This window comes from Pseudomonas vranovensis DSM 16006 (assembly GCF_000425805.1).
In the GTDB taxonomy this organism is placed as follows: domain Bacteria; phylum Pseudomonadota; class Gammaproteobacteria; order Pseudomonadales; family Pseudomonadaceae; genus Aquipseudomonas; species Aquipseudomonas vranovensis.
In genome coordinates this window covers 157215-179806 of the sequence record NZ_KE384458.1, presented here as the reverse complement: position 1 = coordinate 179806, position 22592 = coordinate 157215, and the positions used below count along the sequence as shown (strand labels likewise).

The window sequence follows — 22592 nt, the reverse complement described above, 5'->3', positions numbered from 1 at the left end:
AATTCTCCGGATCAGCGGGCATTGGCGCGCGCGTGGAAGATGAAACCGATGCTATTCATCAGCAGTTGCGCCGCCAGGATCGAGGTGACCCCCGCCGGATCGTAGGCCGGCGCCACTTCCACCAGGTCCATGCCGACGATCCGGCCCTGGCTGCGTCGGGCCAACGCCTGGATGATTTCCAGCACTTCGTAGTAATAGAAACCGCCATGACTCGGCGTCCCCGTGCCGGGGGCAATGGACGGGTCGAAACCGTCGATGTCGATGGTGATGTAGTAATCACGCCCCTCGGGGATCTTCGCCATCACCCCTTCGCAGCCCAGGCGCCGCACATCGCGCACCGAGAGGATCTGTGACCCGGCTTCGCGGGCAGCATCGTAGTCGTCGCGATTGGAGGAAGACACGTTGCGGATGCCCATCTGGGTCATGCCAACGATATGATCCAGCTCCGAAGCGCGGCGCAGCGGGCTACCGTGGCCGTAGCGGACACCGTGGCGCTCATCGACAAAGTCCAGGTGCGCATCGAAATGCACGATGTGGATCGGCCCGCGACCTTCAAAGGCCTTGATCACCGGGGCGTGGATCGAGTGGTCACCGCCCAGGACCACCGGCATGGCACCTGCCGCGAGGATCTGGCGCACAGCCGCCTCGATATTGGCATTGCTGGTGGCCATGTCGGTGTGAACGATATCGGCATCGCCGACATCGACCATGCGCAACTGGTCATCGGTCAGGTAGGTGGCGTCATCTTCAAAGTCGTAGGCACCGGCATGGCCGAACGAGAACAGCGTCGAGGCCTCGCGGATACCGCGTGGTCCGAAGCGTGCCCCAGATCGCCATTGGGTCCCCATGTCGTTGGGCGCGCCAAGGATCGCCACGTCGGCATCAATGGCTGCCCAATCTGTGCAAATGGGCGACTTGGCGAAGGTGCAATGGCCCACGAAGGGCAGGTTCAGACGGCCGGATTCATAACCGTGCTTTGCCATGTTCGAGTTTCTCCACGTTATTGTTCTGGTCAGGAGACGGGGCGACTGCTCGACCTCCGTTGCAACCACTATGGCGGCAGGCCAGACATGGAAAAATCCGCAAGTGCAGATGCATACATCGGCGAATCCGAAGTATTCGAATGAATGAGGGTTATCGGCAAATCACCCACACTGGTACCCGGTGCATTTTCAGAAACCAGGCATTGCGGTCGACCCATGCGCGTGGTTAGCTTGAAAAAAACAACAAAGCCGGTGCGTTCATATCAGCTGTCACGATGTGATGCCCAGTCGGGAGGCGATGGTGATTCAGCTCCACGATGTCGACCTTAAATTGCTCAGGGTTTTCACCACCATCGTCAGGTGCGGTGGCTTTTCCGCGGCGCAGGCCGCGCTGAATGCCGGTCAGTCGACGATCAGCGAACAGATGACCCACCTGGAAACCCGTTTGGGGGTCAAGCTGTGCCAACGCGGGCGCAGTGGCTTTCGTCTGACCGAGCAAGGCGTGGCCATCCATGAGGCCACCGTGCGCCTGCTTAGCGCGGTCGAGAGCTTCTGCCTGGACGCCGACGTCCTCAAGCAGCACATCAGCGGCAAACTCAACCTGGGCATCATCGACTCCACCCTGACCGACCCCGACTCGCCGTTGCCTCGTACCACCCAGCGCTTTGTCTCGCGCGGCCACGACGCCCACCTGCACATCTACATCGGTGCCCCTGCCGAGCTGGAGGAGCGTGTGCTCGACGGTCGCCTGCACCTGGCCATCGGTCACTTCCCCCTGCGCGTATCGGGGCTGTCCTATCTGCCCCTCTACAACGAAGCCCTGGGACTCTACTGTGGCCGTCGCCATCCGCTGCACGCCAGCAAAGCATCGAACGGCCGCCTGCTCGAAGAAGTTCGCGCCTGCCGTATCGTCGTGCGTGGCTACATGCATGAGTACGATCTGGAGCAACTGGGCATGACCAAGGCCGCGGCCACCGTCGAGAACATCGAGGCGGCGGCGATCCTGATCATCTCCGGTGCGTATATCGGCTTCCTCCCCGTACATTTCGCCGAGCAGTGGGTCAAGACTGGAGAAATGCGCCGCCTGGGCGCCAGCACACTGGACCTGACATCACCGTTCGACGTCATTACCCGTCGCGGCGTAACGCCACCACCGATACTGCGCGCGTTCCTCGAAGACCTGAACGCCTGCACGCAGCAGCCTGGGCACGCCTGAACGCACTGAGCAGTTACACTCAGCTCTACCCTGTGCAGACACGGGCCTTGCAAAGAGGACACAGCATGACCTTCCACCCGTCACTCAGCGGCTCGTCACTGCTGATCCCCTCCCTGCTCGCCATCAGCCTTGCATTGACGGCAGGCTGCTCCAGCAAACCACCCAAGGCCCGCTACCTGGCGGCCAACGCAGGTTCGGCCTGCTACGCCAAAGCCGTGCCCACTGCCGGCGAGGGCGGCCTGGCCTGGGGCAACACCCTGCCCATTGCCCGACAAAAATCGCTCAACAACTGCATACGCTATGCCGGGCGCTCGGGTGGTACGCCACGCACCTGCAAGGTGGTATTGGCCGAGTGCAAGTAAGCGCAGCAGTCGCCAGCGCAATGGTCCTGAAGGCACGACCGCTGCGCGGCCGATCGCAGGCTGGCGCCAGCGGCTACAGCGGTTTGCCGTAACCGCTGCCGAGGTACGAGGCTGCGATAGGCTGCGCAGCAGTCGTGGTTCAGGCAGCTCCATTCCGGTTCCTATCATTCCCAGTGATAGTTACCTTCGCCCCGTTCGATTCGTTGTTAATAGTTACAAATCGCAGAATCCGCCCATTCTCAATAAATTGGCGGATTACCCCATGGAACAGTCACTCAAACCTTTGCGATACCCCCTGGCTCTATTGGCAGTACTGGTGATGAGTGCCTGTGGTCGCACCCCAGAGGCCGTTCAGGCCCCGACGGCGACCAAGGTCAGCGTGGCCAAGGTGCTGGAGCAACCGATCAACGAATGGGACGAGTTCACCGGTCGCCTTGAGGCACCCGAAACGGTAGAAGTGCGGCCACGCGTCTCCGGCCAGGTCGACTTGGTCGCCTTTACCGAAGGCGCCCAGGTCAAGAAAGGCGATCTGCTGTTCCAGATCGACCCGCGCCCATTCCAGGCCGAGGTCCGCCGCCTTGAAGCCCAGTTGCAGCAAGCCCGCGCTACAGCAAGCCGCAGTGAAAACGAAGCACGCCGCGGTGAGCGCTTGCGTACCAGCAACGCCATCTCCGCCGAGCTTGCCGAGTCGCGCACCAGCGCAGCCGCCGAAGCCCGCGCCGGTGTCGCCGCCATCCAGGCCCAATTGGACCTGGCTCGTCTGAACCTCAGCTTTACCCGCGTCACCGCGCCGATCAGTGGCCAGGTCAGCCGCGCCCAGTTCACCGCCGGCAATATCGTCACCGCCGACGTCACCCCACTGACCAGTGTGGTATCCACCGACAAGGTCTACGCCTACTTCGATGCCGACGAGCGCGTATACCTCAAGTACACCCAGCTGGCCCGCGACGGTCAGCGCGGCCAGAGCACCCCGGTGTACCTGGGCCTGTCCAACGAAACCGGCAATCCGCACCTGGGCCAGATGAACTTCGTCGACAACCAGGTCAACCCCAAGACCGGCACCATCCGGGGCCGCGCGGTGTTCGACAACAGCAACGGCGAGTTCACCCCCGGCCTGTATGCGCGCCTCAAGCTGGTGGGCAGCGCCACCTACTCGGCGGTGTTGATCAACGACGAAGCCGTGGGCACCGACCTTGGCAAGAAGTTCGTGCTGGTGATGGACAAAGACAACAACGCCGCCTATCGCGCCGTCGAATTGGGTCCCAAGCTCGAGGGCCTGCGTATCGTGCGCAGCGGCCTGAGCAAAGAGGACCGCATCGTGGTCAAGGGCCTGCAGCGTGTACGCCCAGGCTCACCAGTCGACCCGCAGGACACCCCGATGGCCAGCGAAGCGACCATCGCCGCCCTCGCCCAGCAACGCCAGGCGCTGGAAGCCAGCAACCCGGGCAAACCTGCTGCCCCTGCCACCGTCAAGCTCGCCAGTGCCTCGGCACCGCGCGGTTAAGGAATCGGTCCGATGAATTTTTCCACGTTCTTTATTACCCGGCCGATCTTCGCCGCGGTGCTGTCGCTGCTGATTCTGATTGCCGGCAGCATCTCGCTGTTCCAGCTGCCGATCAGCGAATACCCGGAAGTGGTACCGCCCACCGTTGTCGTGCGGGCCAACTTCCCCGGTGCCAACCCGAAGGTGATCGGCGAAACCGTCGCAGCGCCGTTGGAGCAGGCCATCACCGGCGTTGAGAACATGTTGTACATGTCCTCGCAGTCCACCGCTGACGGCAAGCTGACCCTGACCATCACCTTCGCCCTGGGCACCGACCTGGACAACGCCCAGGTGCAGGTGCAGAACCGCGTGACCCGAACCCAGCCCAAGCTGCCCGAGGAAGTCACCCGTATCGGTATCACCGTCGACAAGGCCTCGCCCGACCTGACCATGGTCGTGCACCTGACCTCGCCCGATAACCGCTACGACATGCTCTACCTGTCCAACTACGCCATTCTCAATATCAAGGACGAACTGGCACGCCTGGGCGGTGTCGGCGATGTGCAACTGTTCGGCATGGGCGATTACTCCCTGCGGGTATGGCTGGACCCGAACAAGACCGCTTCGCGCAACCTCACTGCCAGCGACGTGGTCGCCGCCATCCGCGAGCAGAACCGCCAAGTGGCCGCCGGCCAGCTCGGCGCCCCACCCGCGCCCGGCAGCACCAGCTTCCAGTTGTCGGTGAACACTCAGGGCCGCCTGGTCAGTGAAGAAGAATTCGAGAACATCATCATCCGCTCCGGCGCCGATGGCGAAATTACCCGCCTCAAGGACATCGCCCGGGTCGAATTGGGATCGAGCCAGTACGCCCTGCGCTCCTTGCTCAACAACCAGCCGGCCGTGGCCATCCCGATCTTCCAGCGCCCGGGCTCCAATGCCATCGAGATCTCCGATGAAGTGCGCTCGAAAATGGCCGAGCTGAAGAAGGACTTCCCCGAAGGCATGGACTACAGCATCGTCTATGACCCGACCGTGTTCGTGCGCGGCTCCATCGAGGCGGTGGTCCACACCCTGTTCGAAGCCCTGGTGCTGGTAGTACTGGTAGTGATCCTGTTTCTGCAGACCTGGCGCGCCTCGATCATTCCGCTGGTGGCTGTACCGGTTTCGCTGATCGGTACCTTCGCGGTAATGCACCTGTTCGGTTTCTCTCTCAACGCCCTGTCGCTGTTCGGCCTGGTGCTGGCCATCGGCATCGTGGTGGACGACGCCATCGTGGTAGTGGAAAACGTCGAGCGTAATATCGGCCTGGGGCTAAAACCCCTGGAAGCCACGCAAAAGGCCATGGGCGAAGTGACCGGGCCGATCATCGCCACGGCCCTGGTGCTGTGCGCCGTGTTCGTGCCGGCAGCCTTCATTTCCGGCCTTACCGGGCAGTTCTACAAGCAGTTCGCCCTGACCATCGCCATTTCGACGGTGATCTCGGCCTTCAACTCGCTGACCCTGTCGCCTGCGCTAGCAGCGGTACTGCTCAAGGAACACCACGCGCCCAAGGACCGTTTCTCCCGGATGCTGGAGCGCCTGTTCGGTGGCTGGTTGTTCGGCCCGTTCAACCGCTTCTTCGACCGTGCCAGCCACAGCTATGTCGGCGCCGTCGGCCGGGTCATCCGCAGCAGCGGCATCGCCCTGTTCGTGTACGGCGGCCTGATCGTCATGACCTGGCTGGGCTTCTCTTCGACGCCGACCGGTTTCGTGCCGGCGCAAGACAAGCAGTACCTGGTGGCCTTCGCCCAGTTGCCGGACGCGGCCAGCCTCGACCGCACCGAGGCGGTGATCAAGAAGATGAGCGAGGCTGCCCTGAAGCAACCCGGTGTCGCCGACTCCATCGCATTCCCGGGGCTCTCGATCAATGGGTTCACCAACAGCCCCAACAGCGGCATCGTATTCGTCTCGCTCAAGTCGTTCGACCAGCGCAAGGACCCCAGCCAGTCGGCTGCGGCGATTGCCGCCACACTGAACGCGCAGTACGCCGATATCCAGGAAGCCTATATTGCTATCTTCCCGCCGCCACCCGTACAAGGGCTGGGCACAATCGGTGGTTTCCGCCTGCAGATCGAGGACCGTGGCAACCTGGGTTACGAAGCGCTGTACAAGGAAACCCAGAACATCATCGCCAAGAGCCAAAACGTGCCGGAGCTGGCCGGGTTGTTCACCAGCTACCAGGTCAACGTGCCGCAGGTCGATGCCGCCATCGACCGGGAAAAGGCCAAGACCCATGGTGTGGCCATCAGCGATATCTTCGACACCCTGCAGATCTACCTGGGTTCGCTGTACGCCAACGACTTCAACCGTTTTGGCCGCACCTACCAGGTCAACGTCCAAGCCGAACAGCAGTTCCGTCTCGACGCCGAGCAGATCGGCCAGTTGAAGGTGCGCAACAACCAGGGCGAGATGATCCCGCTGGCGACCTTCATCAAGGTCAGCGATACCTCCGGGCCTGACCGCGTGATGCACTACAACGGCTTTATTACCGCCGAGATCAACGGCGCCGCAGCCCCGGGCTACAGCTCCGGCCAGGCGGAACAGGCCATCGAGAAACTGCTCAAGGAAGAATTGCCCAACGGCATGACCTTTGAATGGACCGAACTGACCTACCAGCAGATCCTGGCCGGCAACACCGCGCTGTTCGTGTTCCCGCTCTGCGTACTACTGGCCTTCCTGGTGCTGGCGGCCCAGTACGAAAGCTGGAGCCTGCCACTGGCAGTGATCCTGATTGTGCCGATGACCCTGCTCTCGGCGATCACTGGGGTGATCCTGTCGGGCGGTGACAACAACATCTTCACCCAGATCGGCCTGATCGTACTGGTGGGGCTGGCGTGCAAGAACGCCATCCTGATCGTCGAGTTTGCCAAGGACAAGCAGGCCGAAGGCCTCGACCCGCTGGCTGCGGTGCTGGAAGCCTGCCGCCTGCGCCTGCGGCCGATCCTGATGACCTCGATTGCCTTCATCATGGGTGTGGTACCGCTGGTGTTCTCCTCCGGTGCCGGTGCCGAAATGCGTCATGCCATGGGTGTGGCGGTGTTCTCCGGGATGATCGGGGTGACCTTCTTCGGCCTGCTGCTGACGCCTGTGTTCTTTGTACTGATCCGCCGTTATGTCGAACGCAGCCAGGCCCGCAAGGCGGCCCGTGTGCTGAAGCTGGAGAGCCACGCATGAACCACCTGAAATTGATGGCACCCAGCCTACTGGTGCTGGCGCTGGCGGCCTGCGCCGTCGGCCCGGACTACAAGACCCCGGACACCGCGGCGGCGCAATTGACCGCTGCCAACGAGCCAAGCGCCAAAACCGCTTTCGACCGCAGCCGCTTTGAAAGCATCTGGTGGAAGCAGTTTGACGACCCGGTGCTCAACCAACTGGTCAGCCAGTCGCTGCAGGGCAACCGGGAACTGCGCGTGGCCTTTGCCCGCCTCAAGGCCGCCCGGGCGATTCGCGACGATGTCAGCAATGACGCCTTGCCCACCGTCACCAGCCGGGCCAGCAGTGAGCTGGGCAAGGGGCAGATTCCGGGCCAGACCGAGGATCGGGTCAATAGCGAGCGCTATGACCTGGGCCTGGACATGGCCTGGGAGCTTGACCTGTTCGGCCGCATCCAGCGCCAGCTGGAGGCCAGTGAGGCCCAGCAGGACGCCGCCCAGGCCGACTTGCAACAACTGCAGGTCAGCCTGATCGCCGAACTGGTGGATGCCTACGGGCAACTGCGCGGTGCGCAACTGCGCGAGAAAATTGCCCTGGCCAACCTCAAGACCCAGCAGGATTCGCGTGGCATCACCGAAACCCTGCGCGATGCAGGAGTAGGCAACGACCTCGACGTGGTGCGTGCCGATGCACGCCTGGCGGAAGTGGAAGCCACCGTACCGCAGTTGCAGGCCGAACAGGTACGCGCACGCAATCGTATCGCTACCTTGCTGGGCCAGCGCCCCGACGCCCTGGGCGTCGACCTGTCGCCCGCGCAGCTACCGGCCATCGCCAAGGCGCTGCCGGTTGGTGATCCGGGCGAGCTGCTCAAGCGCCGCCCCGACATCCGCAGCGCCGAGCGCCAGCTGGCAGCAGCCACCGCCAACATTGGCGTGGCCACCGCCGACCTGTTCCCACGGGTCAGCCTGAGCGGGTTCCTCGGTTTTACCGCCGCCCGTGGCTCGCAACTGGGGTCGTCTGCCGCACAAGCCTGGGCCCTGGGCCCGAGCATTACCTGGGCGGCCTTTGACCTGGGTAGCGTGCGGGCACGCCTGCGCGGCGCCAATGCCGATGCCGAGGGCGCGCTGGCCAACTACGAGCAGCAGGTGCTGCTGGCCCTTGAAGAGTCAGAGAACGCCTTCAGCGACTACAGCAAGCGCCAGCAACGCCTGCTGGCCCTGCTGCGCCAGAGCGAAGCCAGCCGCAAGGCCGCCGACCTTGCCTCGATCCGCTACCGCGAAGGCACTGTGGATTACCTGGTACTGCTCGACGCCGAGCGTGAACGGCTGAGCGCCGAAGATGCACAGGCCCAGGGCGAGGTCGACCTGTACCGCGGCATCGTCGCCATCTACAAGGCCCTGGGTGGTGGCTGGCAGGCTGAAAGCGTCGCTGCCGTGAACTGATTCAACGTCTCCTTTGGTTGGTTTCTGACCGGCCCTTTGCCCCGCCTGCTGCCGCTCGCGGGGCTTTTTTGTGCCAGGGCCCTGTGCTTGGGTCGCCATTGCCGCCAAGCTGTGGCCACACGGTTGGCACCGCTGATTTGACGCCAGCCGCCCACTGACACAAGCTGACACCTTTGTTCGCCGCGTGTCCCGGATCCATCCATGTCGAAACAACGCCAATACGCCCTCGCCAGCCTGGTCCTGCTCGTTATCCTGGGCCTTGGGGGGTATTTCTGGCGTGACGACTCGCCGGCGCCAGCCCCAACACTCAAGCACAGCTATACCAAGGCACTGGCCATGGCCCACAACGGCCAGCCCGGCGCGGCCAGGGTGCTGTATCAACAGCTGGGGCGCAGCGACCTTTCGGCCATTCGCCGTGCAAGCCTGTATGCCGAATTACCCAACTACCCCTCGCCACTGGCGCTGAAGCTGGCCAGCCGCGACGTGCAGCATGACGACCCGTTGGTGCGCCGCGCCGCTATCGCCAGTATTCAGGCGATGCTGCCCGGGGCCCAGCGCAGCCTGGTGCTTGGCCCCATGCTCGACGATGAAGATCAAAGTGTGCGCTTTGCCGTGGTCGATGCCCTGCTGGGCCTCGGCCCGGACGAAATCGGCCTGTACTTCGGCCCGCTGCAGCATGCCCTGGTGCGTTACCAGCAAGCGCTGGCGCAAAAAGCCGACGATACCGCGGCGCAACTTCACCTGGCCCGACTGTACCTTCATGACAACAGCTACCAGGAGGCCGCCGGCGCGTTGGACCGTGCCCTGCAGCTGGACCCTGAAAACCTGCAGGCCCTGGCCACCCAGGTAGAACTGCTGGAGCGCCAGGGGCAGACCGACGCCTCGCGCCAGGTGCTGGCCAAGGCGTTGCAACAACGACCGGACTCCGCCTTCCTGCAGCACGAACTCGGCCGCTGGCTGCTGCGGCACGGCCAGGACGAATATGCCCTGCTGGCGTTCGCCCGCGCCCTGGAGCTTGAACCCGACAACAACGACTACCGCTACACCCTGGCCACCAGCCTGCACCAGCTCGAACAAGTGGATGCCGCGCAGAAGCAGCTGGAAACCATCCTTGTCCACGACCCGGCCAACCGCAAGGCCCGGGTGCTGCTGATCGAGTACTGGAAAGAAACCGGTCAGTTGCAGAATGTCCAGATCCTGCTGGCCCAGCTCGAGCAGTTGAATCCCGATGACCCACTGGTGCAACAGGGCCTGTAGACAGCCCGCAACCATCGGGCATTTCGGTTGAACCCCCTCATCGCCCCTGTGGTCCAGTGATAGTGCAGCGAAATAACCGCAACCGCGGCGGCTGCCTGTGCCCTGTCAAAGGAGATCCCTGTGGCCGATTCAATGCCCTACGGAGAACGAGCGCTGATTCTGGCACCCGCCCAGTTGAGCCGGTTGGCCTTCGACCTGCTCGACAAGGCGGGTATCGAGACCCTGGCCGCGCAAACCATGGACGAACTGGGGTCTGCGCTGGGGCAAGGTGCCGGGCTGGCCATCGTTGCTGACAGTGCCCTGGATGGCAGCACCCAATCCCCCCTGCACCAGTACATTGGCCAGCAACCGGACTGGTCGGATCTGCCCGTGGTCTTGCTGACCGGCCCGAGCGACTCGCAACACCCTCCCGCCCAGGACACCCACAGCGCCCTGGGCAACCTGTTCTTGCTGCCCTGCCCGTTCGACCCCGGCTCGTTGCTGGCCTTGACGCAATCCTCATTGCGCGCCCGTCGCCGCCAATACCAGGCCCGAAGTCACGGGCTGGCGCTGAGTGGCCTGCAAAGCCGGGTGGAAGAACAGTTGCGCCAGCTGCGCGAAGACGAGCAATACCTGCGCCAGGCGCAGAAGATGGAAGCCATCGGCCAGTTGGCCGGTGGCGTTGCCCACGACTTCAACAATCTGCTCACCGGTATTGGCGGTAGCCTGGAGCTGATCGGCAAACGCCTGCAGCAGGGCCGCTTCGATGCGTTGCCCACACTGCTTGAACTGAGCCAACAGGCCGTGCGCCGTGCCGCCAGCATGACCCATAGCCTGCTGGCATTCTCCAGCCGACAGTCGCTCGATGCCCACACGGTGCAACTGCCTGACCTGCTGCACAGCGAGCGGCTCACGTCATTGCTGGGCCAGCACACTACCTTGACGGTCGAGTGCGAACCGCAGTTGTGGCCCGTCCAGGTCGACCCGCTGCAATTGCAAGAGGTCGTCAACAACCTGTTGCAGAACGCCCGCGATGCCATGCCCAACGGCGGCGAATTGACCATCAGGGCCAGCAATCAACACCTCGATGGTACCCAGTTTGGTGGCCACGCCCTGCCCGCCGGTGACTATGTACGCCTGAGCATCGCCGACAATGGCTGCGGCATGCCGCAAAGCACACTGGACCGCGCCTTCGATCCGTTCTACACCACCAAGCCCATCGGCCAGGGCACGGGCCTGGGGCTCTCGATGGTGTACGGCTTCAGTAAACAGTCGCGGGGGCATGTCGCCCTCTTCAGCCAGATTGGCCATGGCACGCGGGTCGACCTCTATCTGCCCCGCCCGGACGAACCGCAGTCTCCAGCAGGCAAGCCCACGCCAGCCCCCTTGGTGAACAAGGAACCGGGCGGCAAGGTACTGATCGTCGAAGACGATGCCACGGTACGCATATTGGTACAGCAGGCCCTTGAGGAACACGGCTACCCCTGTGTTGCTGTGGACACCGCCAATGCAGCCCTGGCGCTGTTGCGCTCCGATGCTGCAGTAATGCTTCTGGTCAGCGATGTCGGCCTGCCGGGCATGAATGGACGGCAACTGGCCGAGATCGCCCGCAAGCTGCGCCCGGGCCTCAGAGTGCTGTTTATCACCGGCTATGCCGAGAACGCCCTCGCCCGGGGCGGTTTTCTGGACCCCGGGATGCAGATGATCAGCAAGCCCTTCGCATTTTCCCAACTGGCAGCCAAGGTCACGCAGATGCTGGGCAAGGTGTCCCCACCATGAGTCAGGCGCAGCCCAAGGAATCGCTGGCTGCGGCCCCGGCCGTAGACCATGTGCGGGTGCTGACGGTAAACGTCCACAAGGGCTTCAGCGCCCTGAATCGTCACTATGTACTGCCCGAACTGCGCGAAGCCGTGCGCAGCGAAGATGCCGACCTGGTGTTTCTCCAGGAAGTGCTCGGCAGCCACCGTCGACATGGGCGCCGTCACCGCAACTGGTCGGATGTACCGCAGTACGAGTTTCTCGCCGACAGCCTATGGCCGGTGTTCGCCTACGGGCGCAATGCGGTGTATCCCGATGGCGAGCACGGCAACGCCCTGCTGTCCAAGTACCCGATCGTGCGCCACAGCAATCTGGACGTGAGTGTCAAAGGCAGTGAGCAACGTGGCTTGCTGCACTCGGTGCTGACACTGCCCGGCGCGATGGAGCTGCACGCCATTTGTGTGCACCTGGGCCTTGACGAACGCCAGCGCCAGCAACAGGTACGCCTGTTGTGTCAGCTGCTCGATAGCCTGCCCCCGACGGCACCGGTCATTGTTGCCGGCGACTTCAACGATTGGCGCCGGCGTGCGGATGCAACCCTGGCAGGCTGCGGCCTGCATGAAGTCTTCACCCAGGCCTATGGTCGCCCGGCCCGCAGCTTTCCAGCCCGTTGGCCGCTGCTGTGCCTGGATCGTATCTACTTGCGCAACGCTCGGGCCCATGCGCCCAAGGTCATGGCCCGCAAACCCTGGACGCACCTGTCCGATCACTTGCCCCTGGCCGTGGAGGTGCGCTGGTGAACGAGCAATGGCGTACCGATAACCAGGTCCGGTTGTTGATCAATGGCGAGGACTATTTCCCCAGTGCCTTCGCCGCCATTGAACAGGCGCGCGAAGAGATCCTGCTGGAAACCTTCATCATTTTCGAAGACAAGGTCGGCCGCCAACTGCAGCAGTTGCTGATCGACGCCGCACGCCGTGGCGTACGGGTACAGATGCTGGTTGACGGCTATGGCACCGCCGACCTCAGTCACGATTACCTCAAGGCCCTGTACGATGCCGGCGTGCAGCTGCTGGCATTCGATCCACGTCCCAAACGCCTGGGCATGCGCACCAACCTGTTCCGTCGCTTGCACCGCAAGATCCTGGTGATCGACGGCGAGGTCGGCTTTGTCGGCGGCATTAACTACAGCGCCGATCACCTGGCCGACTTCGGCCCCATGGCCAAGCAGGACTACGCCGTACAAGTCCGGGGCCCCATCGTGGCCGACTTGCGCCAGGCCACCCTGACGTTGCTGGCCGAATCCGCCCAGTTGCGGCGTCGCAGCCACCGTTGGTGGCAACGCGCCCTGCCCCTGGCCGCCGACAGCACCCAGGCCAGCATGACCTTGAGCATCCGCGACAACCTGGACCACCCCAACGACATCGAGCGCCACTACCTCAAGGCCATTGGCGCCGCGCGCGAGCGCATCATCATTGCCAATGCCTATTTCTTCCCCGGCTATCGCCTGCTGCGCACCCTGCGCAATGCCGCCCGACGCGGCGTCAAGGTCACCCTGGTGCTGCAAGGCATGCCGGACATGCCGCTGGTGCGCCTGTGTTCGCGCCTGCTGTACAACTACCTGCTGCGCGACGGCGTGCGGATCTTCGAGTACTGCGAACGACCGCTGCATGGCAAGGTGGCCGTGATCGACCACCACTGGTCAACGGTGGGCTCAAGTAACCTCGACCCCTTGAGCTTGTCGTTGAACCTCGAGGCCAACCTGATGATCCACGACCAGGCCCTCAATGAGCGTTTGCACGAGCACCTGCAGGAGTTGTGCAGACACCGCTGCAAACCGGTGAGCCTGCAGCGTGTCCTGCGCGGCTACTGGTGGCGTGCGCCACTGATCTTCCTGAGCTTTCACTTTATCCGCCACTTCCCGGCCATGGTCGGCTGGCTACCCGCACACGTGTTGCGCCTCAAGGCCTGGCCAGCCGATCATCAACCCGCAGGCAAGACGACATGAACATGCACGGCAAGCGCTGGCAACTCGCCCGAAAAGCCCTGACCCTGGCGTTCTTCATCCTGGTGCCGGTGTTGCTGTTCTCTTTGCTCAAGAATCTGGACTGGCAGGAAGTGCGCCACGCCCTGGTCGCCTACCGCTGGCAGACACTGGCGTTGGCTGTACTGGTCAGCGCCTGCAGCTTTGCCCTGTTCAGCTGTTTCGATCTGATCGGACGGCGCTACACCGGCCATTCGCTACCGGCGCGCCAGGTACTGCCGCTGGCCTTCGTGTGCTATGCGTTCAACCTCAATCTCAGCGCCTGGGTGGGAGCCATTGCCTTGCGCTACCGCCTGTACTCGCGTCTTGGCCTACCGGTGGCCACCATCACCAGGATTCTCAGCCTGGGGCTTGTCACCAACTGGCTCGGTTATTTCATCCTGGCCGGCGCCTTGTTTGTCTGCGGTTTGCCGCGCTTGCCTGCGGGGCTCGAAATCGGCAGCAACGGCCTGCGCCTGATCGGTGTGCTGTTGCTGGTGCTGGCCGCTGCCTATCTACTGGCCTGCCGCTTTGCACGGCGTCGCACCTGGCAACTGCGCGGCCACGAGATCAGCCTGCCATCGCTGAAGATGGCAGCACTGCAGGCAGTGATGGGCGCCTGCAACTGGGCGCTGATGGCTTGGGTGGTGTACAGCCTGCTCCCGGACAAGGTCGGTTATCCGACGATCCTGGCGGTGTTGTTGATCAGCAGTATCGCTGGGGTGATCACCCATATACCGGCGGGACTGGGTGTACTGGAAACGGTGTTCCTTACCCTGCTGCAAGGCAGCTTCAGCAAGGGTACCCTGCTGGCAGCACTGATCGGCTACCGGGCGGTGTACTTCCTATTGCCGTTGATGGTGGCAGGCCTGGTCTACCTGGTGCTCGAACGCCTGGCCAGTCAGCGCACCCGAGGGGCGCGCTCAGGCAGCACTGGCTGAGCACGCGCGGCGGGGGCCGGCGCTAGCGGCCGATGTCTTCGTCCCAGAGTTCGGGACGGGCGGCAATGAAATCATTCATCATGCTGATGCAGGCCGCATTGTGCTGCACTTCAAGGCTCACGCCCCGGGACTTGAGCAGATCTTCCTCGCCCATGAACGTCTGGTGCTCGCCCACGATCACCCGCTTGATCCCGTACAGCAGGATGGCGCCGCTGCACATCGCACAGGGTGACAAGGTGGTGTACAGAGTTGACTCGGCATACACCGTGGCCGGCTGGCGACCGGCATTCTCCAGGGCATCCATTTCGCCATGCAGGATTGCACTGCCGGATTGCACCCGACGGTTGTGCCCACGGCCGATGATGCGCCCCTTGTGGACGATCACTGAACCGATCGGAATGCCTCCTTCGGCCAGTCCCTGGCGGGCTTCGTCGATTGCCGCCTGCATGAATTCATCCGTTTGCGTTGCCGGGTTGCTCATAGTGGTTCAACTCTCGCGTTCATACGTTGGACGGGTGAAGGCTAGCATAGCGTCCGAGCAATGGCGTCCAGGCCAGTCACTACTATGCTGTAGAGGTTTTCCTCGGTGATCCGGGCGTACCGGGTCCGATCCAGTGAAGGGAGCCTGGTGATGAGCAAGAAAATGCTGGTAGTCCTGACCAATACGGCCAAATACCCGACGCTCAAGCGCCCCACCGGGCTGTGGCTGGGTGAAGCCGTCCATTTCGCCGATACAGTCGAAAAGGCGGGCTACAAGGTCGACTACGTCAGCCCTGCGGGCGGCTATGTCCCCATCGACCCGCACAGTCTGAGCATGGCCCAGGATATCGACTGGTCCTGGTACAACGACAAGGCGTTCATGAATCGCCTGGGCACGACCCTGAGCCCCGGCCAGGTCAAGGCACAGGACTACGTGGCCATCTACTATGCCGGCGGCCATGGCGTGATCTGGGACTTTCCGGAGAACACCGGCCTGCAGGAGCTGGCCCGCAAGATCTTCGAGGCCGGCGGCGTGGTGGCGTCGGTGTGCCACGGCGCTGTCGGGCTGCTCAACATCAAGCTCAGCGACAATACGTTGCTGGTCAAGGACCGCGAAGTGACCGGGTTCTCCAACGTCGAGGAGCAACTGGCCGAGCTCGACAAGGTCGTGCCCTACCTGACCGAAACCGAGCTGGGTGCCCGGGGCGGGCTTTACCGCAAGGCAGAAGATCCCTGGCAGGCCTTTGCCATTGCCGACCAGAAGGAAGGCCGCCTGATCACCGGTCAGAATCCGGCCTCAGGGGGTGCAGTGGCGAACCTGGTGGTCAAAGCGCTGGCAGGGGCAAAGCCCAGCTGACGACAACGCTGCGCTTACAAAGACTACAAGGACCGACAATGGTGCCTACAGGCGGCCCATTGCCTGTGACCTTATGCTCAGGGCTTACACTTTGGCATGAAGGCGAAACGTCCATGGTTCCCCACTCCTACGCCGGCCGCAGTCTGGTCGAATTCCTGATAACGCTGTTGATTGGCCTGGCCCCTGTTGCCTGTGGCTTGCTGGTGCTTGCACTGCAAGTCGAACGCAAGCAGGATGAAACGATCGAAGTCACTGCACGCGAAGCGATTTACGCCATTGATCACGTCATGAGTACGTTGCATGCGGCAAGTAGCCAGGCACTGGCTCTGGCCCAGGAGTCGTGCGACACCGCCCTGCCCGAGTTGCGGCAGACCGCAATCAGGCAGCCCAATGTACGCTCGCTGATGCTGGTAAAGGAAAACCGCGTTTTTTGCAGCACGTTGTACGGCGATTACCAGCGGGTGATCGATCCGGGCAGCTTTCTCGATATGCGCCTGCGCGTAGACCCCAGCGGAGAGGCCACGCCTGACGCCGGCGTGCTGATCTATCGACTGCAGGAATACCCCTACGGCGTGCTGGCGCTGGCCAACCTTCAAGTGTTGCAACGTGAACTGCTGGGCTTCCAGAACGAGGTGGTGCTGAACCTGCAGTTCGGCCCGCAATATGTCTGGGCTACCGGGAACGGCACATTCGAGCAAACACCGAATCATGAAGAAGACACGCTGCAGTTGGTTTCCAAGCAATACCGCTATACCGTGCATGCCGGCTACCCGGACACCTACACCCGACGCTCGATACAACAGGCGGTTACAGCGACTTTGCCCTCGCTGCTGCTGGTTGGCATCATGACCTCTGCCGTTGCCTATTGGGCCATGTTCAGAAGAAAACGAGCCCCTGCACCTCGCCCGCGGTGAGGTACAAAAAAGGCCATTGAGGAAACCCTCAATGGCCTTTTTGTCTATCGGTGACGCTTACTCGGCGTTCAATACACCGCGACGTACCTGGTCGCGTTCGATCGACTCGAACAATGCCTTGAAGTTGCCTTCGCCGAAGCCATCATCGCCCTTGCGTTGAATGAACTCGAAGAATACCGGCCCCATCAGGGTTTCCGAGAAAATCTGCAGCAACAAGCGCTTGTCGTCCGGCTGCGAAGAGCCATCGAGCAGAATACCCCGGGCCTGCAGTTCGCCAACCGGTTCGCCATGACCTGGCAGGCGCCCTTCGAGCATTTCATAGTAGGTTTCCGGCGGCGCCGTCATGAAGCGCATGCCCATCTTCTTCAGCGCATCCCAGCTCTTGAGCAGGTCGTCGGTGAGGAACGCCACGTGCTGGATGCCCTCGCCATTGAACTGCATGAGAAACTCTTCGATCTGCCCGGCGCCCTTGGACGACTCTTCGTTGAGCGGGATACGGATCATGCCGTCTGGTGCAGTCATCGCCTTGGAGGTCAGGCCGGTATATTCGCCCTTGATGTCGAAGTAGCGGATTTCACGGAAGTTGAACAGCTTCTCGTAGAACGCCGCCCAGTAGGCCATGCGCCCGCGGTAGACGTTGTGGGTCAGGTGATCGATGATCTTCAGGCCCGCGCCTACCGGATGACGGTCGACACCTTCGATGAAGTTGAAGTCGATATCGTAGATCGAGCTGCCTTCTTCGAAACGGTCGATCAGGTACAGCGGCGCACCGCCGATGCCCTTGATCGCCGGCAAGCGCAGCTCCATCGGGCCGGTCTCGATCTCCACCGGCTGGGCACCGAGTTCCAGTGCGCGAGCGTAGGCTTGATGAGCGTTGCGAACGCGAAAGGCCATGCCACAAACCGACGGGCCATGTTCGGCGGCAAAGTAGGAGGCGATACTTTTCGGTTCGTTGTTCAGGATCAGGTTGATACCGCCCTGACGGTACAGGTGTACGTCCTTGGAGCGGTGGGTCGCGACCTTGGTAAAGCCCATGATTTGGAAGATCGGCTCAAGGGCGCCAGGGGTGGGCGATGCGAACTCGATGAATTCAAAGCCCATCAGGCCCATCGGGTTTTCAAAAATGTCAGCCATTACTCGTTACCTCATCATCAAAGCGCTAAAAACAGTGATTACTTGCTATCGATGTCGAGCGAAGATGGCGGCGCGCAGGAGATGCCCCTCACACTGCGTGCGAGGTAGTCACCATAGATCAGCTTGAACCCAAGACACTTCATAGGGACCCATTCTCGGCGGGTTGATTCCTCAAGGCGCGAGGAACCTTATTATTGTATGCGTAAGGTGATTCTACAGTGCGTAATATGATTTGTCGCACTTTAAGTTCGATGGCGAGGCCGACGAACGGCTATCCTCTGCACTGGAGTGTTCTTTCAGGTTAGTCGCCATGCCCCTTTCGGTACAACGCCGCCCTCGCCGCCCCTTGCGCATTGCGCTGCCCTGGCTGGTGGGTGCGCTGCCTCTCATCTGCGGCTTGCTGATCATGCACTGGCAGGCCGAGCGAGAACTGCAGAGCCGAAGCGAAAGCAGCGCGCGGCATGCCGTAAACCAGATCGAACGCATCCTCGACGATATCTCTGCCGCGGCCAAAGAGCTGCTCCCCCTGGCCGGCCGGCCATGCCTGGCCGAAAAACTGGCCCTGCGAGACCAGGTAACCCGACGCGCCTTCGTGCGCTCCACCAACCTGGAGTTCAAGGGCGAATTGTATTGCAGCTCGCTGTTCGGCCCTTTCACCGAGCCGGTCAACCCTGCTGACTACACCCAGGGCATGCTCTGGCTGATGAGTGGCAACTCGGTCACCCCTGGGCATCCGCTGCTGGTGTACCGCATCCACGAGGGCGAGCGTGGCGCCATCACCACGGTGGACGGCGAACACTTGCTCAATATCCTGCGTTTGCCGGACATCGATAACCACCTGGTGCTGCAAGTAGGCCGGTACTGGATGGATCGTAGCGGCAAGGTGCAGGACAGCCAGCCCCCCATTGCCGACATTGCACCCGCCGCGCTGACTTCGACGCGCTACCCGTTCTCGATCCACAGTGGCTATGGCCCGGACAAAGTCGGCCAACTGATGCGCAGCGAGTTTCCAGCCCTGCTCGCCTTGCTGGTAATACTCGGTGCCATTGCCGGCGTGACCTGCTTTTGGCAACTGCGCCGCGCCGGCTCGTCGCGGGCAGAGCTGCAGCGGGCCATGGAAGCCAATGAATTTGTACCCTACTTTCAGCCCGTAGTGCGCGGGAGCGACTACCGCTGGGCCGGCGTCGAAGTATTGATGCGCTGGCAGCACCCGCGCGAAGGCCTGGTGCGGCCGGACCTGTTCATCCCCTTTGCCGAGCACAGTGGCCAGATCGTACCCATGACCCGCCAGCTGATGCAAAACACCGCCCGGGCGCTGGCGCCATATGCCGAGCTGCTGGGCGAGGACTTCCATATTGGTATCAACATCACTGCCGACCATTGCCAGGACCTGGCGCTGTACGAAGATTGCCAGGCGTTTCTCGCCACCTTCCCCAAGGGCAAGGTCCATCTCACCCTGGAGCTGACCGAGCGCAAACTGGTCATACCCACCGACGTCACCCGTGTACTGTTCGCCAAGCTGCATGAACTGGGAGTGATGATTGCCCTGGACGACTTCGGCACCGGCCAGTCAAGCCTGGCCTACCTGCGTCAGTTCCAGGTCGACTACCTCAAGATCGACCAGAGTTTCGTTGCCATGATCGGCGTGGACGCTCTGTCGCTACACATTCTGGACAGCATCATCGAGCTGTCGAGCAAGCTGGGCCTGGGGATCGTCGCCGAAGGGGTGGAAAACGAAACACAGCGTGACTACCTGGCCCGGCACAACGTCGACTTCCAGCAAGGCTACCTGTTCGCCCGGCCGATGTCGGCCCGGGACTTCATCCTGGCCCTCGAAGAGCAAGTGCGACAGCACAACATTGCCTCCTGAGGCCGGGGGCTGAGACCATTGGCGGCTGACTGCCCCTCCCTAATTCCTGCTACAGAGGCCCTCGTGTCCAAAGGCATTGTTTCATCGGTTATGGCCTCGTGCCTGTTTGCCGTGATGTACTTCTATACCTCGCTGATGACGCCCCTTGACGGCGAGGAAGTGTTTGGCTGGCGCACCCTGCTCACCCTGCCCTGCCTGACCGTCTTCCTGCTGCTGAGCAAGGACTGGAAACTGGTGACCGGCTTGCTGGCACGCATCCGCGACAATCCCCTGCTGCTGTTGGGCCTGCTGGGCACTTCGTCGATGCTGGGGGTTCAGCTCTGGCTGTTTCTCTGGGCGCCGCTGCACGGGCGCAGCCTTGAAGTATCGCTGGGGTATTTCCTGTTGCCGCTGACCATGGTACTGACCGGTCGCCTGGTCTATGGCGAGCGCCTGTCACACCTGCAAAAAATCGCCGTGGCTTGCGCCGCCACCGGCGTGGGCCACGAGTTGTACCAGCACGGCAGCTTCGCCTGGGAGATCCTGGTGGTCGCCATCGGCTATCCGCTGTATTTCGTCCTGCGACGCAGATGCCGCACCGACCACCTGGGCGGCCTGTGGGCCGACATGTGCCTGCTGGTGCCCGCTGCACTGTACTTCGTCATCCAGGGCCCGATGAGCGCCCAGGACCTGGCCGAACACCCTGCCCTGTACGGCCTGATTCCATTGCTCGGGGTTATCAGCGCCCTGGCGCTGATCTGCTACGTATTGGCCAGCCGCCTGCTGGCGTTCAGCCTGTTCGGCCTGCTCAGCTATGTGGAGCCGGTGCTGCTGGTAGGCGTAGCCCTGTTACTGGGCGAGACCATTGGTCCCGACCAGTGGCTGACCTACTTGCCGATCTGGCTAGCGGTGCTGGTGCTGATCCTCGAAGGCGTCAAGCACCTGCTGCGTCAGCAACGGCGTTCGGCCTGAGGCGCACCTCGCGCACTCGTCTATCCTCCACGGCGACCACCTCCAGTTGCCAGTCATTGCACTGCAAGTTGTCGCCGACCACCGGCAAGCGATCCAGCAAACTCATGACCAGCCCGGCAACGGTCTGGTAGTCCTCGGTGGGCTTGGCCACAAAGCCGATGCGCGCCTGCACCTGACTCAGGTTCAGGGCGCCGCTGACCACATAGCCCTCGCCGTCTTCGACAATTCCCGGACCCTCGATTTCGCTGGCATCGGGCAACTCGCCAGCAATGGACTCAAGGATGTCGGTCATGGTCAGGATGCCGGTGAAATCACCGAACTCGTTGACCACAAACGCGATGTGGGTCGACTGGCCGCGCATCTGCTCCAGGGCATTGAGGATGCTGAAGCTCTCCAGCAGGTTCAGCGGCGTGCGGATCAACGTTTCAAGGTCGGGCTCGTTGCCTGCCAGCAACTCCTTGAGCAACTCCTTCTTGTGTACGAAGCCCAGCGGCTCTTCGATGCGGCCACCGCGAATCACCGGCAGACGCGAATAGGATGAGTGCATCAGCGTCTTGCGAATGATCTCGGGCGGCTGCGCCAGGTCGACGACATCGACTTTGGCGCGCACCGTCATCAGCGTCTTGATCGGCCGCTCGGCCAGGTTGAGCACGCCACTGATCATCACCCGCTCACGGCGATCGAACAGCACCTGTTCCTCTGCGCCCTCGACCAGATCGGCGATCTCCTCACCCACTTCGTCAGCCTCGACACGGCGGCCACCGAGCAAACGCATGACCGCATGGGCAGTGCGCTCACGCATCGGCCGGTGCTGCTGCATGCTGCGCTTGCGCCGGGCACGGGCCAGCTGGTTGAAACTTTCGAGCAGAATCGAGAAGCCGATGGCCGCATACAGGTAGCCCTTGGGAATATGGAAACCCAGGCCTTCGGCAGTCAGGCTGAAACCGATCATCAACAAGAAGCCCAGGCACAGCATGATCACTGTCGGGTGATTGTTGACGAAGCGGGTCAACGGTTTGCTGGCAACAATCATGATGCCGATGGAGAAGATCACCGCGATCATCATGATCGACAGATGCTCGACCATACCCACCGCCGTGATGACCGCGTCCAGCGAGAACACCGCATCCAGCACCACGATCTGCGCCACGATGGGCCAGAACGCCGAATGGCGCGCGCTGCCGCCCGCATGGGCCACATGCCCTTCAAGGCGCTCGTGCAACTCCATGGTGGCCTTGAACAGCAGGAACACACCGCCGAACAGCATGATCAGGTCACGCCCGGAGAAACTCTTGTCGAACACCTCGAACAGCGGCGCGGTCAGGGTCACCATCCAGGAAATACTGGCCAGCAGACCCAGGCGCATGATCAACGCCAGCGACAGGCCGATCACCCGCGCACGGTCGCGCTGATGCGGCGGCAGTTTGTCGGCGAGGATGGCGATGAACACCAGGTTGTCGATACCCAGTACCAGTTCGAGCACAATCAGCGTGGCAAGGCCCAGCCAGGCCGTAGGGTCGGCTAGCCATTCCATGCGCAAGTACTCAGTCGGTCAAACAGGGGGGAAGCGTCACAATGACGGAAGGAAGGCCGGGAAGGCCAGGTACTGGGGGGCTCCGAGAACGAAGTCATATCAACCTGAAATCAATTGGGGGGAGAATCCTATAATTTCAGCAGGCTTTTCACCCAGCGTGAAAATGTTTCAAATTCTGTAGGAAATCGTCCGTCCACCAGGGTGATTTTCTTCAATA

Annotated in this window: 18 protein-coding genes; 14 read left to right on the top strand and 4 right to left on the bottom strand. The window is 62.3% G+C overall.

The annotated features are described in order from the left end of the window. Positions 1-11 precede the first annotated feature (11 nt). Positions 12-983, bottom strand: coding sequence for an agmatinase (speB, locus tag H621_RS0125750; protein ID WP_028946142.1), 972 nt, complete (start codon positions 981-983; stop codon positions 12-14). A 301-nt stretch (positions 984-1284) separates the two neighbouring features. Here speB and H621_RS0125745 point away from each other — a divergent pair, with 301 nt between their 5' ends. The 10 genes from H621_RS0125745 to H621_RS0125700 all read left to right on the top strand — a co-directional run bounded on the left by H621_RS0125745 (position 1285) and on the right by H621_RS0125700 (position 14636). After that, complete coding sequence (locus H621_RS0125745; RefSeq protein ID WP_028946141.1) at positions 1285-2199, top strand: LysR family transcriptional regulator; 915 nt, start codon at positions 1285-1287, stop codon at positions 2197-2199. A gap of 65 nt (positions 2200-2264) precedes the next feature. Further along, a complete protein-coding gene (locus tag H621_RS0125740) occupies positions 2265-2561 on the top strand; it encodes a DUF4189 domain-containing protein (RefSeq protein WP_028946140.1) in 297 nt (98 codons plus the stop codon). Between the two features lie 262 nt (positions 2562-2823). After that, entirely contained in the window at positions 2824-4065 is a 1242-nt protein-coding gene (mexE, locus tag H621_RS0125735; RefSeq protein ID WP_028946139.1) for a multidrug efflux RND transporter periplasmic adaptor subunit MexE, read from the top strand. A 12-nt stretch (positions 4066-4077) separates the two neighbouring features. Continuing rightward, positions 4078-7257, top strand: a complete 3180-nt coding sequence (locus H621_RS0125730; RefSeq protein WP_028946138.1) for an efflux RND transporter permease subunit — start codon at positions 4078-4080, stop codon at positions 7255-7257. Next, complete coding sequence (locus H621_RS0125725) at positions 7254-8678, top strand: efflux transporter outer membrane subunit (protein WP_028946137.1); 1425 nt, start codon at positions 7254-7256, stop codon at positions 8676-8678. Before H621_RS0125730 ends, H621_RS0125725 begins: the two co-directional genes overlap by 4 nt. 201 nt (positions 8679-8879) lie before the next feature. Beyond that, positions 8880-9935 carry a tetratricopeptide repeat protein gene (locus H621_RS0125720; protein WP_028946136.1) on the top strand — a complete coding sequence of 352 codons (1056 nt, stop codon included), beginning with the start codon at positions 8880-8882 and terminating at the stop codon, positions 9933-9935. A gap of 120 nt (positions 9936-10055) precedes the next feature. Further along, the gene (locus tag H621_RS0125715) at positions 10056-11693 is read left to right on the top strand and encodes an ATP-binding protein (RefSeq protein WP_028946135.1); all 1638 of its coding nucleotides are present in this window, start codon (positions 10056-10058) and stop codon (positions 11691-11693) included. Further along, entirely contained in the window at positions 11690-12472 is a 783-nt protein-coding gene (locus H621_RS0125710; RefSeq protein WP_036990403.1) for an endonuclease/exonuclease/phosphatase family protein, read from the top strand. Before H621_RS0125715 ends, H621_RS0125710 begins: the two co-directional genes overlap by 4 nt. Beyond that, positions 12469-13680 carry a cardiolipin synthase ClsB gene (gene clsB / locus H621_RS0125705; protein WP_028946133.1) on the top strand — a complete coding sequence of 404 codons (1212 nt, stop codon included), beginning with the start codon at positions 12469-12471 and terminating at the stop codon, positions 13678-13680. The genes H621_RS0125710 and clsB overlap by 4 nt, the downstream gene beginning before the upstream one ends. After that, the gene (locus H621_RS0125700; protein ID WP_028946132.1) at positions 13677-14636 is read left to right on the top strand and encodes a lysylphosphatidylglycerol synthase domain-containing protein; all 960 of its coding nucleotides are present in this window, start codon (positions 13677-13679) and stop codon (positions 14634-14636) included. The genes clsB and H621_RS0125700 overlap by 4 nt, the downstream gene beginning before the upstream one ends. Positions 14637-14658: 22 nt before the next feature. On the opposite strand, the gene H621_RS0125695 is transcribed toward H621_RS0125700, so the two are convergent. Then, on the bottom strand, positions 14659-15117 hold the full coding sequence (locus H621_RS0125695) for a nucleoside deaminase (RefSeq protein WP_036990402.1): 459 nt from the start codon (positions 15115-15117) through the stop codon (positions 14659-14661). Between the two features lie 150 nt (positions 15118-15267). Between H621_RS0125695 and H621_RS0125690 the strand changes: the two genes are divergently transcribed. Both H621_RS0125690 and H621_RS0125685 read left to right on the top strand, forming a co-directional pair. Further along, positions 15268-15972, top strand: a complete 705-nt coding sequence (locus tag H621_RS0125690) for a type 1 glutamine amidotransferase domain-containing protein (protein WP_028946130.1) — start codon at positions 15268-15270, stop codon at positions 15970-15972. A 113-nt stretch (positions 15973-16085) separates the two neighbouring features. Further along, complete coding sequence (locus H621_RS0125685) at positions 16086-16886, top strand: CSS-motif domain-containing protein (protein ID WP_028946129.1); 801 nt, start codon at positions 16086-16088, stop codon at positions 16884-16886. 57 nt (positions 16887-16943) lie between these two features. On the opposite strand, the gene hppD is transcribed toward H621_RS0125685, so the two are convergent. Further along, positions 16944-18020: a 4-hydroxyphenylpyruvate dioxygenase gene (hppD, locus tag H621_RS0125680; RefSeq protein ID WP_028946128.1), complete on the bottom strand. Its 1077-nt coding sequence runs from the start codon at positions 18018-18020 to the stop codon at positions 16944-16946. A 310-nt stretch (positions 18021-18330) separates the two neighbouring features. Here hppD and H621_RS0125675 point away from each other — a divergent pair, with 310 nt between their 5' ends. Together H621_RS0125675 and rarD are read left to right on the top strand one after the other, a co-directional pair. Then, positions 18331-19890 (top strand): EAL domain-containing protein, encoded by a 1560-nt coding sequence (locus H621_RS0125675; protein WP_028946127.1) that lies wholly within the window; start codon positions 18331-18333, stop codon positions 19888-19890. Between the two features lie 63 nt (positions 19891-19953). Next, the gene (rarD, locus tag H621_RS0125670) at positions 19954-20841 is read left to right on the top strand and encodes an EamA family transporter RarD (protein ID WP_028946126.1); all 888 of its coding nucleotides are present in this window, start codon (positions 19954-19956) and stop codon (positions 20839-20841) included. Here rarD and H621_RS0125665 read toward each other — a convergent pair. Then, a complete protein-coding gene (locus H621_RS0125665; protein WP_028946125.1) occupies positions 20804-22375 on the bottom strand; it encodes a TerC family protein in 1572 nt (523 codons plus the stop codon). The genes rarD and H621_RS0125665 overlap by 38 nt on opposite strands. Positions 22376-22592: the final 217 nt, after the last annotated feature.